Consider the following 14,749-nt stretch of genomic DNA (forward strand, 5'->3'; position numbering starts at 1 on the left):
TCTACCGCCTTTGTCGTTGCTGTGATAGGCGCTGCACGCGGGCATCTCGCCCACGCTCAGCTCGACTGCGCGCAGCGACGAGACCGCCGCTACCGCTTACTTCAGATTTGGCGCCCTGATCGCGCGCGCCGTTCAGATACGTGGCGAGCTCCGCGACGGTCGGGTGTGCGTACAGGTCGAGCAGCGATACCGAAAGCCCAAGCTGCTCCGAAAGCCTGGCTTGAACGCGAGCCAGTAACAGCGAATGACCGCCGATGTCGAAGAAGTTGTCGTCAACGCCGATACGGGGAACCTTGAGCACCGCGAGCCACAAGTCAACCAGCACACGTTCCATCGCGTACCGCGGCTCGAGGTAGGGAACGATCGCGGCACTCACTTCGACGGGAATTCGTTGCACCGCAGCGCGATCGATCTTCCCTGACGGCAGTTGCGGCAGCGCGTCGAGAATGGTTCCGGCCGGGGGTATTAGGTGCTCCGGCAGCCGCGCACGTAACCAGTCACGCAGCTGCAGCCAGGTCAGCGCGGGGTCCTCGCAGGCACAGTACGCAACCAATCGATCGCCTTGCGCCATGACTGCCGCGCGACGGATGGCCGGGTGTGCGGTGAGCGCGTTCTCGATCTCTTCCGGCGCGATCCTGCGGCCCCGGATCTTCAACTGATTGTCCACTCGCCCAAGGAACTCGATGGTGCCGTTAGGCAGGAAACGTGCCCTGTCCCCGGTGCGATAGATGCGAGCGCCGGGTGCGCCCGATACCGGATCGGCGACAAACCGCTCGGCGGTGCGGGCCGGGTCTTCCACATATCCGCGCGCGAGCTGCACCCCCCCGATGTACAGCTCTCCGGATACACCCGGCGGAACCGGCCGGAGAAATCTATCGAGGATGAAGGCCTGGTTGTTGGCAATCGGCGTACCGATGGTCACACCGTGCCTGGATGAGCCGGCCCGGTAGACCTCGTATGTGCACGCCACAGTCGCCTCGGTGGGCCCGTACCCGTGATACATGGGAATCTCACAGCGAGTTAGGAACCGCTCGAGAAGCTCTGGGCTCAGCGCCTCTCCACCCGTCCACACCGAAGCCAGCGAGCGAGTCGCCTCGGTGAACTCGGGCCGGTCCAGCATCGGGTCAAGTAGCGACGGCACCAGGTCGATGAACGTGACACCGGTGCGTGCGATCAGTTCGAGCAAGTATGCCGGATCTGACTCGGCTCCCACCTTGGGCAGAACCACCGCCGCACCGCAGACGAGCGGGAGGAAGATCTCGTTGATTCCCATGTCGAACCCGAGCGACGACTTGTGCAGGGCAGCGTCGTCGACCCCGAATCCGAGGACATCGGCTTGCCACAGCAGTCGGTTGCAAATTCCGGCATGAGTCACCATCACCCCCTTCGGAGTGCCGGTGGAACCGGACGTGAAGACGACATAGGCGAGCTCGGCCATCTGGACGCCCGGCGCTGGATCGTTGTGGTGAGTTGCGTCCCATGGTTTCTCGTCGAGATTCAGCACTGGTATCTCGAGGCTTGGCAGTCGCGTCGCAGGATCGCCATGGGTAAGCACCGCCGCGAGGCGAGCGTTTGTACACACCTCCGCTATCCGGCTCGCCGGCCAAGCAGGCTCCAACGGGACGAACGCGGCACCGGCCTTCAACACGGCCAGTAGCGCCACCACGAGGTCCGCCGACCGGTCCATGTTGATTCCGACAAGGCTTCCACTACCGATTCCGAGCGAGCGAATCGACGAGACCAACTGCCCGGCAAGCACATCCAGTTCACCGTAACTAAGCTGACCATCCTCGGTGACGACGGCGATGGCATTCGGGTTCTGTTGCGCCTGTCGCTCAAACAATGTGTGTAGCGGGATATCGACGAGGTGCCGGGTGTCCCCGGTGGCATTCCAGTCGCAGAGGATGTGCTGTCGTTGCTGGTCGGTGAGCAAAGGCAGATCACGCACGCTGCACTCCGGATTCACCACCCCATGGGCCAACACTGTGGCGAGGTGCTCCAGGACTTGCTGTATGAATTCCGGTGCGTATTTGTCGGTTCGGAAAGTAGCGGCCAACGCCGCTCCGTCGACCAGGTCAATGGCGAGGTCAAACATCGGTGCCGGGTTGGGCAATCCGAGGTCGGTCGTCGTCGTTCCGGCCAAACTCAACTCACTCGTAACCGGCCGAGTTGCCGCGAACATAACCTCGAACAGTGGTGAGCGGCCCGTTGTGCGTTGCGGCGCCACTCTTTCGATGACTGTCTCAAAAGGAATGTCACGGTTGTCGTAAGCTTCGAAAAAGGCTGATCGAGCGCGACCCAGCAAGTCCAGGAAGGTCGTCTGACCATCGACGTTCAGCCGTAGTGCAAGGGTGTTCGTGAAATTGCCCCACACGCCTTCGACTTCGGACGCATCACGGACCAGCGCCGGAATCCCAATCACCAAATCCGTTGCCTCTGTGTATCGATGCAGGACCGTAGCCAACCCTGCAAGTACAATCGTGTAGGGCGTGGCCTTGTGAATTCGCGCTAGATCTCGCAGGCCCGCAACGGTGCTGTCTGGCAGCGCATGCCGGTATCGCCCGCTGGCCGTAGCGTGCGACTCCGGAGACTGAGTCGTCGCCGGAAAGCCTACGGTGGGCGGTAGCGGGGTGAGTCGGTCAACCCAATATTTCAGCTGGTTGTCGAGATGACCATGCTGCAGTCGTTGTTGCTCCCACACCGCATAGTCTGCGTATTCGAGGCCCGGAGCCGCTGGCGCAGCGCCAGTCTGGCCAGTCTCGAAGGCGTATTGCGCAGATAAGTCAGCGAACAACAAATCCCAGGTGATCTCGTCCGCCGCGATGTGATGCAGTACCAGAATCAGAACATGCACATGCGCTGAGACACGCAAAAGCTCGACGCGCAGCGGAGGGTCTGAGGCGAGATCGAAAGGGCGGTCAGCGATCTCCCGCGCGAGAGCCGCGATCGCGTCCTCCAGCATCGCCGACGCCTTGTCATCGATGTCAACGACTGAGAGCGCGATATCCCCGGTCTGCTCGATCAGCTGTATCAGCTCACCGTCGGGGCCATGGGTGTAGCGAGTCCGCAGAATCGCGTGCCGACCGAACAATCGGATCACACTCGTGCGCAACGAATCAAGATCGAGTGGACCATCAATCCGTAGGCCGACCAGCATGTTATATGCCGTGCCCTCCGGAAAAAGGGCTTGTGCGAACCACATCCGACGCTGTGTCGAAGACAACGGAACCACTGCCGTGCGCGATCGCGCCTGAATGTTCGTGCTCCGGGCACTCGAGGACGCATCCGTGAGCCCACGTTCGGTCAGCACTGCCCGCAACAACCGCAAACGCTCTGCCGAGGTCGAATTGCCTGCTCGGGACGACGACATTCGTATGCCTCCCCTGTCCACTAAAGCCGCATAATCACAGCGGTTTTTGCATCTTCGGGTTCGCACAGCATTGGACGCAGAGCCGAAAATGCTTCGGAGCGAATAGAATTCACCCATACACCGCAGATAGATTAGCCCATCTTTACTTTGGCTAGGCTAGCCTATATCAATTCGTTTGGTTAGGGTGAGCTAAGTGTGTCACGCATGCGAGCAGCACGAAAGAGGATGCAAAACATGGGTAGAGGTTTCCAGGGTGCGGTGCTGCGCGGGCTTGGGGCGCGTGATCACGTAGCCACTGTGGTCGATATCAGTCAGGTTGCACCGAATTGTGTGCGGCTGACGATGTCGGCGCCCACTCTTTTCGAGGACCTGCTACACACGCCGGCCGAATGGCTGCGGTTCTGGTTCCCTGATCCCGAGGGTGGCGCCACTGAGCATCAGCGGGCGTACACGATCGTCTCCACGGATGCCGAGGTCGGCGAGTTCGCGATCGATGTGGTGATCCACGAGCCCGCCGGGCCCGCCTGCCGGTGGGCGGGGGCGGCCCAGCCCGGAATGACCATTCCGGTAGTGGCTTTCGGCTCAGCACGTTTTGAGGTTCCCGAGGATCTTCCGGCCGGATTCCTGCTGATCGGCGATTCGGCGTCTATCCCGGCGATCAACTCCATCCTGGCCGCGCTGCCCGCCGATGTGGATGTCGAGGTCTATCTGGAACGCCACAGCCCCGACGATGAGCTCATCCCGCTGACCGAGCATCCCCGGCGGGTTCTGCACTGGGTGGACCGCGTCGATGAAACCTCACTGGCGGGCGCGATCGAGGCCCGTGACTGGTCCAACTGGTACGCCTGGGCCGGCTCGGAGGGGGGCTCGCTCAAACATCTGCGCAAGCGCCTCAAAGAACAATTCGGATTCCCCAAAGCCGACGTACATGCCGCCTCCTACTGGACCTTCGGCCGCGCCATGGGCAGCCGCCGCGGAGACACCCAGGCTCCGCCGACTTTGGACGCCAAGACCTCCAGCTTGGCCACTCCCTCCGCACCAAAAACACTGGCCGACAACCCCATACCGGTATCCGGTAGCGCGATCCCCCGGGGTCGCTGGCGTTCGCAGGCGGCGAAGGAGTTGTTGGCGCCGGTCAAGAAGCAGATGATCGCCGGTGGTGTGCTGCAAGCGATCATCACCATGGTCGAGCTGGCACCGTTCGTGGTGCTCGTCGAGCTCACCCGCCAGCTGCTGGCCGGAGCCGACCAATCCCGGCTATGGCACACCGGATTCATCTTCCTGACACTGCTGGTACTCGGCGCCGCGCTCGGCATGGCTCTCACACTGTGGCTGCACGTTGTTGACATCCGATTCAGTACAAGCATCCAGCGCCAGTTGTTGGACAAGCTTTCTCGGGTTCCGTTGGGGTGGTTCACGCAACGCGGTTCGGGATCGGTCAAGAAGCTGATTCAGGACGACACCCTGTCGCTGCACTATCTGATCACTCACGCGATCCCCGATGCGGTGGCCGCCGTCGTGGGGCCGGTGGCGGTGCTGATCTACCTCTTCGTCGTCGACTGGCGCCTGACCCTGTTGCTACTGGTGCCCATTCTGATCTACATCGTCACGGCCGCTGTGCTGATATTCCAGAGCGGCCCGAAGATGATCGAGGCCTCGCGCTGGAGCGAACGGATGAGCGGAGAATCGGCCGCCTATCTTGAAGGCCAGCCGGTGATCCGCATTTTCGGCGGAGCCTCAGCGTCCTCGTTCAAACGCAAGCTCGACCTGCATCTCACCTTTCTCAACGAATGGCAGTGGCCGTTCATTGGCAGGAAGACCTTTATGGATCTTGTTACCCGGCCGACGACGTTCCTGTGGTTGATCGCCGGGGCCGGAACGCTGTTGGTCGTCGCGGGGGCCATGGAGCCCACGACCCTGCTGCCATTCCTGGTGCTCGGCACCACGTTCGGCACCCGCCTACTGGGAATCGCGTACGGACTGAACGATGTTCGCGGTGGTCTAGGGGCCACACGCCGTATCGCCGTCGCCCTCGAGGAAACCGAACTCAGCATCACCGAAGCAAAAGCAGCGGCCGATAGTGGCTCATCTGTGTCGTTTGATGCGGTGACGTTTGGGTATCGGCCGGGGGTGCCGGTTATTCATGGTGTGGATCTGAGGTTGCGGCCGGGAACTGTGACGGCGCTGGTGGGTCCGTCCGGCTCGGGTAAATCGACGCTGGCTTCCCTGCTAGCACGTTTCCATGACGTCGACGGCGGCGCTATCTGCATCGATGGCACCGATATCCGCGCCCTGAGCGCCGATGAGCTCTACACCAAAGTCGGATTCGTGTTCCAGGACGTACAACTGGTCGCCGGAACCGTCCGCGAAAACATCGCACTGGCCCGCCCCGAAGCCACCGACACCCAGATCCACACCGCCGCCCGCGACGCACAGATCCATGAACGAATCCTGCGGCTACCCAACGGCTATGACACCGTCCTGGACACCAACACCCAACTGTCCGGCGGCGAAAAACAACGCCTCACCATCGCCCGCGCCCTGCTGGCCGACACCCCCATCCTGATCCTGGACGAAGCCACCGCCTTCGCCGACCCCGAATCAGAATATTTGGTGCAACAAGCCCTGGGCCGGCTCGTTCACAACCGCACCGTGCTCGTCATCGCCCACCGACTACACACCATCGCCGACGCCGACCAGATCGTGGTCCTGGACCAGGGCCACCTCGTAGAAACCGGCACCCACACGCAGCTGCTATCCAACAACGGGCGCTACCGGCGCTTGTGGGACGCACGCCTGCAAGAACCCTCGAGCGTCCTTGCCGGAGAGAACATCTGATGCTGACCCACCTGATCCGCCTCATCCCACCCGCACACCGCAACTCCCTCTACACCTACAGCGCACTCTCAGTGCTATCCGTAGTACTTCGCGCCGCGGGCTGTCTGCTGCTCGTGCCGCTGCTCGGCGCCCTGTTCAGCACCACCCCCACCGACGCACTGCCCTGGCTCGCCGTGCTCACCGCGGTCACCGTCGGCGGCTGGATCGTGGACACCGCGCTGGCCCGCATCGGCTACCGCATCGGATTCGCCCTGCTCAACGACTCACAACACCAAGTCGCCGACCGGCTCACCCACATCCCACTGAGCTGGTTCACCGCCGAACGCACCGCCATGGCCCGCCAAGCCATCTCCTCCGGCGGCCCCGACCTCGTCGGATTCATCGCCAACCTACTGACCCCACTGATCGGCGCAGCACTACTACCGGCAGCCATCACCATCGGATTGTTCTTCGTCTCATACAAACTCGGCATCGCCGCCGCCATCACCTTGCCACTCATAGTCGGCGCGCTACTGGCCAGTATCCGCATCGTGCGCACCGCCGACGAGGCAGACACCAAGGCACACAGTGCACTGACCGAACGCATCCTGGAATTCGCACGCACCCAAGCCGCCCTACGAGCCAGCCGACGCGTGAACCCCGCCCGCAGCCAGGCCGGCGAAGCCGTCGCGACAGCACGTGGTGCGACCATGCGGCTCTTGCTCTTTCAGATCCCCGGTCAGCTGCTGTTCAGCATCGTCAGCCAGATCACCCTCATCCTGCTCGCCGGCACCACCACAGCCCTCGCGGTGCGCGGTGAGATCGGAGCACCCGAAGCCGTCGCACTCATGGTCATCGTGGTCCGATTCCTGGAACCATTCACCGTCCTGGCGGGCCTGGCCGGCGCCGTCGAAAACTCGCGCGCCATATTCGAGCGTCTCAACACCATCATCACCACCGACGCCGCCGATCAGCCCGGAGACGCCGTCGCATCCCCCGACACCCCCGCCCCACGCATCGAATTCCGCAACGTCACCTTCCGCTACGACAGCACCAGCGAACACGTCCTCAACGACATCAACTTCATCCTGGAACCAGGTGCCACCGCCGCCGTCATCGGGCCATCTGGATCCGGAAAGAGCACCATCCTCGCCCTCATCGCCGGGCTGCAACAACCAGAAAGCGGCCAAATCCTCATCGACGGAACCGATGTCGCCACAATGGACACCGCCAGCCGCCGCGCCCTGGTCAGCATGGTCTTCCAGCATCCGTACCTCTTCGATGCACCCATCGGCGACAACGTCCTAGCTGGACACCCCAACGCCACAGACCACGAAACACACCAAGCCATGACACTGGCTCGCGTCGACGAGATCATCGAACGCCTGCCCGATGCCGAACAGTCACGTGTCGGCGAAGCCGGCACCGCACTATCCGGCGGTGAACGCCAACGCGTCAGCATCGCCCGAGCACTCATCAAACCCGCCCCGGTCCTGCTCATCGACGAAGCCACCAGCGCCCTGGACACCGAAAACGAAACCGCAATCACCGACGCCATCAACAACGACCCACGCCCCCGCACCAAAATCATGATCGCCCACCGGCTCAGCGCAATCCGCAACGCCGATCACGTGCTCTTCATCGACAACGGCCACATCATCGAACAAGGCTCCATCACCGAACTCAGCTCTCTCGGAGGCCGTTTCTCAGAATTCTGGCGCCAACAAGAATCCACCACCGGATGGCGCATCACCACAAACGCCAACTAGATTCCGGCTCGGCCAGCCGAATGCAGCCTGATCGTCGCGCACCTCGACGTAATGATCACTGCTCAAACGGATTCGATTCGTCATCCCAGGCAATCCCGCAACCGGAGGTCTCGACAAATTAGGTAAGCCAATGCTAATTTACTCGCGCTGATGCGTTGTCGGGCGAGCCTTCAAATCATGGAAAGGCTGTAAGTTGAGCAATCAGGAACGGGCAGTTCAGCCCGAATCCAGCAAGGCCGAGCACATGAGCGCCGGGGGCTAGCGGGGATGTCGGCGCCCATATGGATGGCGTTTCCCCCGGAAGTACATTCGGCACTGCTCAGCGCAGGCCCGGGCCCAGGCCCGATGCTGGCTTCCGCAGCGCAGTGGCAAGCACTATCAACCGAGTACGCCACGGCAGCAACGGAGTTGACCCAGCTGCTGAGCGCGGCCGCGGCGGGGGCATGGCAGGGACCCAGCGCCGCCCAATATGTGGCCAGCCATACGCCCTACTTGGCCTGGCTGACTCAGCAGAGCGCAGCGAGCGCCTCCAACGCTGCGCTGCAGGAGGCAGGCGCCGCGGCCTACACCACGGCGTTGGCGGCCATGCCGACCTTGCCCGAACTGGCCATGAACCACACGATTCACGGCATCTTGGTGGGCACAAACTTCTTTGGGATCAACACGATCCCCCTCGCACTCAACGAGGCCGACTATCTCCGCATGTGGGTGCAGGCCGCCACCACCATGGGTGTCTACCAAGGGGTTTCGAGTGCCGCGGTGGCGTCGGCGCCTCCGGCGACTCCCTCTCCGCCCATCATGGAGCCCGCCGGCGCGATGTTGCGCATGGCTGACATGTCCGGGCTCGCAGCACAGGCCCAAGCCGCGGAAGCCGGTTCGGCACTGGACAGCAGCAACAGCGTTATCGATCAGCTGATGGATTTCTTCCGCGACCCGCTGGGCACGCTGATCCGAATCATCGGAGATTTCATCCGAAACCCGGGGGCGGCATTGGCCACCTGGCTGCCGTTCCTGCTGATGCTCGGTGTGATGGCGTACCTGGTTTTTGCGCAGGTGTTTTGGTTGTTCTGGGCTGCGTTGCTCTCCGCACCACTGTGGCTGCCGCTACTGATCTTGGCGGCCTGGCAGTATCTGCAGCCCCCCGCCGTCGAAGCACCGGCCGATGAAGTTCAGCCTGAGCTCCGCAATACCGCCCCCGTACAGCGCGAACACATAGAGTCCCTTCCTGCGATCGCGTTGGCGCCCACAGGTGTTCCGGTCCCCACTGGGACGGCACCTGCACCATCGGCCCCGGCGCCAGCTCCGGCGCCCACCACCGCAACGGCGGCGTTTACGCCATACCTCGTCGCCGTGAATCCCGAAGAACCGCCCGCCATTCGTTTCGGACCAACCCTCAATGAGGGCAGCAAGGCCCAGGCCCCGGCCTCCGGAGTCTCTGCGGCAGCCGCCGCGGCAGCATCTGCCCGGTCGCGAGCTCGGCGCAAACGTGGTGCGCGAGTGAAAGACCCAGCACCGCAGTACATGGACATGAACGTCACGGTTGATGCCGACTACGGTGAGCCGCCCAGATCCCCGCAAAGCCAAAGCACCGCGTCAACCCGCGGCACTGGACAACTCGGGTTGGCCGGCACCATCCCAAAGACCACCACCGCACCCACCGCGGCCGGGCTCGTCGCGCGCGAGAACGTCGGCAACGACACCGGTGCGATGGATGGCACCAGGACCACGCCGATGCTCCCGACCACATGGAGCACAGATCCCGATGAAACCCCCTCTCCGCCAACACCGGATGAGCACTGACAGGGCTCAACCCATCTTCAGGGCGATTGTCACGTCCACTCAGCGGCGTGATTTGAGGAGTTTCATGGTCAACCGCGAGTCAACGCGGGCGATCGCCGGGTCGCCCATGAGCTTGATGCTCAACCACTGCTCATAGGCCGCGAGGTCGGCGGTCTGCACCCGGATGAAGTAGTCGGGAATACCGAACATGCGCCTGAGTTCGGCGACTTCGTCCATCGCGACCAGGCGCTCCTCGAAGGACGCCACAGTGGCGAGGTCTTTGGCCACGAGATCGGCGTAGATGATCACCTCGAAGTCGCGCCCCAGTGCCGCCGGATTCACCAACGCGGTGTAGCCGGTGATGACGCCCTCAGCCTCCAAGCGGCGGACGCGTCGCAAGCACGGTGCCGGGGTGAGGCCGACCCGGTCAGCCAACTCCTGATTCGTCAGGCGACCGCTAACCTGCAGCTCATTGATTATTGCGCGATCAAGCCTGTCCATGCATCTATATTGCCGTAATAGCCTCCCTATGAGCAATATGCACAATCATCATGCTCGCATACCACTCTATGATTGCTGCATGAATCAGGAGGTGCTGCCGCCACAGCCTCGACACCGGGATGAGCTGGTCAAAGCAGTCAGCCATGCTGGCGTTGTCTGGGCAGGGTTGTTTGCCCTCGGTATCGGATTAGGCGTCGTGGTCACCTCTCATGGGCTCCCCTGGTGGCTGGCACCGATCATCTCCGGAGTCCTGTTCGCAGGCTCGGTCGAGTTCATCCTGATCGGCATGCTGTCCGCGGGCGCATCAGTGCCGGCCATAGCGCTGACGACATTCCTCGTCAATTCCCGCCATCTCTTCTACGGGATGTCATTCCCCCTTGACCGAGTCGCCAGCCGACTGGGCAAGTCGTACAGCATGTTCGCGCTATGTGACGAGGCCTACGCATTGATCACCGCGCTGGACCACCGGGCGTTGAGCTCGCGCCGGATTCTGTGGACCCAATGCGGTCTGCACCTTTCATGGGTTGCGGGGGCGACCACCGGCGGTCTCGCCGGAGCCTCCTTCCTCAGCGGACTGAAGGGGCTGGATTTCGTGCTCATCGCCATGTTCTTGGTGCTCGTTCTTGACACCTACCGTTTGCGGCCAGATATCCCGGGTATCGCGCTCGCGGTGGTGGCGGCACTCGCGGCACTGGCGATCGCCCCTGGCGCGATGATTCTCGTGGCCATGTGCTGCTACACCGCCACTCTTGTCGTCCGGCACTACCTCACCCACTCCGGCGCGGAAGAGCGGGCAGGCCATGCCTGAACCCGCTTACATCGCAGTGGCTTTGGTCTCCGCCGTGGTGATCACCTTCGCCTTGCGGGCTCTACCCTTCGCCGCGCGAAACGCCATCAAGAACAGCGAGCTGGCTGCCGACCTGGGACGCTGGATTCCACTGGGCGCCACCGCCATTCTTGCCGTATATTGCCTTTCGACGATCAACCTGACGGGACCGTCACACGGCGCCGGGCCCATCGTCGGCGTGGTGACGACAGTGGGCATGCATCTCTGGCGACGCAACGCGGTGCTCAGCATCGTGGTCGGCACCCTCGCCTGTCTGGTCATCACCAACGTGGGCGAGACACACCTCGGGCTCATCGCCGGGTAAATCCACCTGATGCACCCTGGACGCCTCAAGTGCTCATTGGATCAACAGTGTTCGGCTACGGTCAAGGTATCGCCGCCAAACACTCTGGGAATCAGAGGATCTAAGACTCAGGGAGCGGATGTAGCTGTGTCGGCGCCGCCAGTCCGTGAGAGAAGAAGCGCACCACATCATCGATGAGGTATTGGTTGCGCTCCCCTTTCACCAGACCATATTTATCGGCGAGATAGTCCCTGTTCATAGCGTGCATGAGGGACATGCCGAGCATCGTTTCTACGCGGAAAGCTAGGACCTCTGTAGGTACTTCAGGCAGCAATGGCGATAACGCCGCGACCAGCCGGCCTATCCCCTCTTGGACGATGTCCTCCCGGGTTTGTTCAAACCGCACATCGCCCTCGAGTACCGGTTTGACCCCTATTTCCATGAACAAAGCAATCTGCTGCGCGTCGGCAGACACATGCGGCGAAAGAAACGCGACAACAAGATCTTCGACCGTATGGCCCGGCGTCCGTATCACCTCGTCGAGGCGGCGACTCCGCTCCGCAAGGGCAGGTTCCATGATCCTCAGCATGAGAGCTCGTAAGAGCGCATCCTTGCTTCCGAACGTGTAGTTGACGGCATTGACGTTCATACCGGCCAGTCCAGTCACCCGACGCACAGATAGCGCCGCCAGACCGTCTTCGAGCAGCACCTGTTCGGTCGCCTCCAGCAGCCTCGTACGCGCATCCGCCTGGTTCACCAAGTTATTCAAACATCGCGCGGGGCGTTAGCGGCCAAGCTGCCACGCCTAACTTGCTTCGGATACCGAACGTAGCGACTCGATACTCTTCGGGTTACTCAGCCCGGACGACAGCACTGGCAGCTGCCGGTATCGGCGTGCTCCGATCCGATGCCCCGGGTAAGCAACGGCAATCCTCCCGATTTGACGTGCTTGCCATATTGCCGCTTTGGCCGTCGGAGTCAACTGGCCTGGCTTCGTGGCCACCGCTGCGGCAATGTACGCGACCATCCGCGAAACGTCCCTTAACCGGAGAGAACTGTGCGGCTTGACGGTACGCGGCAGGATCGCCTGCAGCATCCGCTCCAAAGCCACATCGCTCTTGCCCAGAGTCCGGAAGGCCGCATCCGTGACGGCCGCAGGATTAGTCAGCTCACCTAGAGTTGATGCGGCCCAATACATTTCCACTGCATCCAGGTCGCGCCATCGCCACCAGTCCAACAATTCTTTGTCGATGGTGTCGCCGCCCAGTCCTGCCACGATGCGAGCCGCCAAGGACTCGCTCTGGCGGAACGCATCGGCCATTCCCTGTCCAGGCGCCGGGTCTTTGAAATGGCCGGCATCGCCCACCAGCACCCAGCCGGGGCCTGCAGCCGTTCGGAAGTAGCCGTGCCAGCGCCGCAGGATGCGCAACGGCCCCCGGCGCGTCGCTCCCGCGACCGCCTCGGCCATCTCGGGCCAACGTGCCAGCGCGGCATCGAAGTTCGCGTAACGGTCCGCCAGAAAGGCATCGGCCTTGGCCATCGGTGTACCCATCATGGCGATGTAGATGCCGTTATCCAACGGAAGCGCGATACCGTTCCCCTCCCCGACCCGACCCATCACCAGGTCATACGGAGGGGTCGCACCCTCGTAGAAGGACCACGTCGGCATGTACGAGCCAGGGGTGGTCAGATACTCCCGCGCTCCAACACGTTCGGCGATTCGCGAATGCTGTCCGTCTGCGCCGACTACGAGTTCGGCGTGGATGGGTCCACTCTGTGTTTCCAGTCCGACGACGCGCCCTTTGTCGGTCAAGACACCGTCAACGCGACAGCCGGTACGGATCTCAGCGCCCGCACGGGCGACGTGCTCCAGGAGAATCGGGTCGAAGGTCTCGCGCCGAATACCAAGCATTACTCCGATGACACCGGGGTCGGGTCGGGTGGTGACGCTCACGTCGTTACTACGCAACCGCATGGTCCGCAGTGGCGTCGCCCCTGCATCCACGACGTCGTCGAGCACACCCAAACGCTCCAAAACTGCTGTGCCACTAGGCGTGAAAAGGTGCGTCGAAGCCTTGTCCGTGGGGAATCGAGCCTTATCGAGCAAGCACACCGAGAGCCCCTGCCGCGCCAGCTGAATGGCGAGCGAGGCGCCAGCGCATCGTGCGCCAACGATCGCCACGTCGAACGTGTCCATCGACAACCCTCCACCGACTAGACCGAATGGTGTAGTGGGCTACGTTAACGAAACTGGGTCAAATGTCAATATGGGCGCTCGCCCCTACGACCCGGTCAGGTAACCCACGAGGTCGGTCTTCATGGCGCGCAACTGCTGACCCCAATAGGTCCAGTTGTGGATACCGCCATCGGGGAAACTGAAGTGAGCGTTCTTGCCACCCGCCGCAGCATAGGCATCGGCGAATTGCTTGTTGGCGTCGATGACCTGCCCCTCGATGACCCCGCCCGCGAGGTTTTCAAAGCCGTTGCGGTCCTTATCAAGATCGGTGGCCTGCGCGTTGCCGCAGTAGATCCACAGTCGGGTGTTGTTGGCAATCAGCTTATCGATGTTGAGGTACGGGTCGTTGCGAACCCAGGCGGGGTCGCTCTCGGGCCCCCACATGTCTTCCGAGCTGAACCCGCCGGCGTCGGACATAGAGATGGAGATCTGCCATTTATTGGCCGACGGGTGCAGCGGCGCCGAGAGAGCCCCCGCGTAGATGAACTGCTGCGGGTGGTAGATCGACAGGGTCAGTGCGGACGGACCCGCCATCGATAGCCCGACGATGGCGTTCCCCGTGGCCGAGACCCCCCGGTTGGCGGCCAGCCATTGCGGCAGCTCACCGGTGAGGAAGGTCTCCCATTTGTAGGTCCAGACACCGTCTTTGCCTTTAGCGGGGCGGTACCAGTCCGTGTAGTTGCTGGATTGTCCACCGACTGGCATGACCATCGAGATACCCGATTGGTAGTAGTCCTCGAAAGCCGTGGTCTCGATATCCCATCCGCTGAAATCTTCGCGAGCGCGCTGCCCGTCAAGGAGATAGACAGCCTTAGGGCCACCTCCCTGAAACTGAACCTTGATGTCGCGCCCCATCGAGGCTGACGGCACCTCCAGGTACTCGACCGGAAGCCCCGGGCGCGAAAAGGCATTCGCCATCGCCGAGCCGCCAGCGATACCGACGAGCGCCGGCAGAACCACGGCCCCAACGGCCGCGGCCCTGACAAAACGGATGGTGGCGCCACGCATCGAAGAAACGCGTCTCATCGGCTGGACTTCCTTTCCAGGGGAGCAAGAACAGTGATTTAAACAGTGTTTAAAACGCTAACACGTCGGACTCCTCCCGGGAATGGGCATGGAGGCCGTGACGTTTGCCACACCGCACGGC

General features: G+C 62.4%; 9 protein-coding genes and 2 pseudogenes. 6 read left to right on the forward strand and 5 right to left on the reverse strand.

Annotation, left to right across the window (positions count from 1 at the left end; genetic code table 11):
* Position 1: 1 nt before the first annotated feature.
* Positions 2–3,370, reverse strand: a complete 3,369-nt coding sequence (locus BB28_RS16660) for a non-ribosomal peptide synthetase (RefSeq protein ID WP_075874274.1) — start codon at positions 3,368–3,370, stop codon at positions 2–4.
* Between the two features lie 234 nt (positions 3,371–3,604).
* Here BB28_RS16660 and BB28_RS25840 point away from each other — a divergent pair.
* The 4 genes and pseudogenes from BB28_RS25840 to BB28_RS16675 form a co-directional block, all read left to right on the forward strand.
* Positions 3,605–4,358 (forward strand): annotated as a pseudogene (locus tag BB28_RS25840) (siderophore-interacting protein); the annotation flags it as partial.
* A 98-nt stretch (positions 4,359–4,456) separates the two neighbouring features.
* Positions 4,457–6,208 (forward strand): annotated as a pseudogene (locus tag BB28_RS16665) (ABC transporter ATP-binding protein); the annotation flags it as partial.
* Positions 6,208–7,956, forward strand: a complete 1,749-nt coding sequence (locus BB28_RS16670) for an ABC transporter ATP-binding protein (protein ID WP_064393526.1) — start codon at positions 6,208–6,210, stop codon at positions 7,954–7,956. The pseudogene BB28_RS16665 and the gene BB28_RS16670, both read left to right, overlap by 1 nt.
* 267 nt (positions 7,957–8,223) lie before the next feature.
* Entirely contained in the window at positions 8,224–9,756 is a 1,533-nt protein-coding gene (locus BB28_RS16675) for a PPE domain-containing protein (RefSeq protein WP_046254299.1), read from the forward strand.
* Between the two features lie 39 nt (positions 9,757–9,795).
* Here BB28_RS16675 and BB28_RS16680 read toward each other — a convergent pair whose 3' ends face one another.
* Positions 9,796–10,236: an Lrp/AsnC family transcriptional regulator gene (locus BB28_RS16680; RefSeq protein WP_046254300.1), complete on the reverse strand. Its 441-nt coding sequence runs from the start codon at positions 10,234–10,236 to the stop codon at positions 9,796–9,798.
* Positions 10,237–10,315: 79 nt separating this feature from the next.
* Between BB28_RS16680 and BB28_RS16685 the strand changes: the two genes are divergently transcribed.
* On the forward strand, positions 10,316–11,044 hold the full coding sequence (locus tag BB28_RS16685) for an AzlC family ABC transporter permease (protein WP_046254301.1): 729 nt from the start codon (positions 10,316–10,318) through the stop codon (positions 11,042–11,044).
* The gene (locus BB28_RS16690) at positions 11,037–11,387 is read left to right on the forward strand and encodes a branched-chain amino acid transporter permease (RefSeq protein ID WP_046254302.1); all 351 of its coding nucleotides are present in this window, start codon (positions 11,037–11,039) and stop codon (positions 11,385–11,387) included. Before BB28_RS16685 ends, BB28_RS16690 begins: the two co-directional genes overlap by 8 nt.
* A gap of 100 nt (positions 11,388–11,487) precedes the next feature.
* Here BB28_RS16690 and BB28_RS16695 read toward each other — a convergent pair whose 3' ends face one another.
* The 3 genes from BB28_RS16695 to BB28_RS16705 form a co-directional block, all read right to left on the reverse strand.
* A complete protein-coding gene (locus BB28_RS16695) occupies positions 11,488–12,123 on the reverse strand; it encodes a TetR/AcrR family transcriptional regulator (RefSeq protein WP_052740260.1) in 636 nt (211 codons plus the stop codon).
* 48 nt (positions 12,124–12,171) lie between these two features.
* Positions 12,172–13,563, reverse strand: a complete 1,392-nt coding sequence (locus BB28_RS16700) for an NAD(P)/FAD-dependent oxidoreductase (RefSeq protein ID WP_052740261.1) — start codon at positions 13,561–13,563, stop codon at positions 12,172–12,174.
* Positions 13,564–13,647: 84 nt separating this feature from the next.
* Positions 13,648–14,628 (reverse strand): esterase family protein, encoded by a 981-nt coding sequence (locus tag BB28_RS16705; protein WP_046254304.1) that lies wholly within the window; start codon positions 14,626–14,628, stop codon positions 13,648–13,650.
* Between the last annotated feature and the right edge of the window lie 121 nt (positions 14,629–14,749).

Origin of the sequence: Mycobacteroides chelonae CCUG 47445, assembly GCF_001632805.1 — a bacterium.
Taxonomy (GTDB): domain Bacteria; phylum Actinomycetota; class Actinomycetes; order Mycobacteriales; family Mycobacteriaceae; genus Mycobacterium; species Mycobacterium chelonae.

Coding starts and splice junctions, on each gene's coding strand:
- BB28_RS16675 (WP_046254299.1), top strand. CDS start 8,224: ATGTCGGCGCCCATATGGATGGCGTTTCCCCCGGAAGTACATTCGGCA.
- BB28_RS16700 (WP_052740261.1), bottom strand. CDS start 13,563: ATGGACACGTTCGACGTGGCGATCGTTGGCGCACGATGCGCTGGCGCC.
- BB28_RS16690 (WP_046254302.1), top strand. CDS start 11,037: ATGCCTGAACCCGCTTACATCGCAGTGGCTTTGGTCTCCGCCGTGGTG.
- BB28_RS16685 (WP_046254301.1), top strand. CDS start 10,316: ATGAATCAGGAGGTGCTGCCGCCACAGCCTCGACACCGGGATGAGCTG.
- BB28_RS16670 (WP_064393526.1), top strand. CDS start 6,208: ATGCTGACCCACCTGATCCGCCTCATCCCACCCGCACACCGCAACTCC.
- BB28_RS16660 (WP_075874274.1), bottom strand. CDS start 3,370: ATGTCGTCGTCCCGAGCAGGCAATTCGACCTCGGCAGAGCGTTTGCGG.
- BB28_RS16680 (WP_046254300.1), bottom strand. CDS start 10,236: ATGGACAGGCTTGATCGCGCAATAATCAATGAGCTGCAGGTTAGCGGT.
- BB28_RS16705 (WP_046254304.1), bottom strand. CDS start 14,628: ATGAGACGCGTTTCTTCGATGCGTGGCGCCACCATCCGTTTTGTCAGG.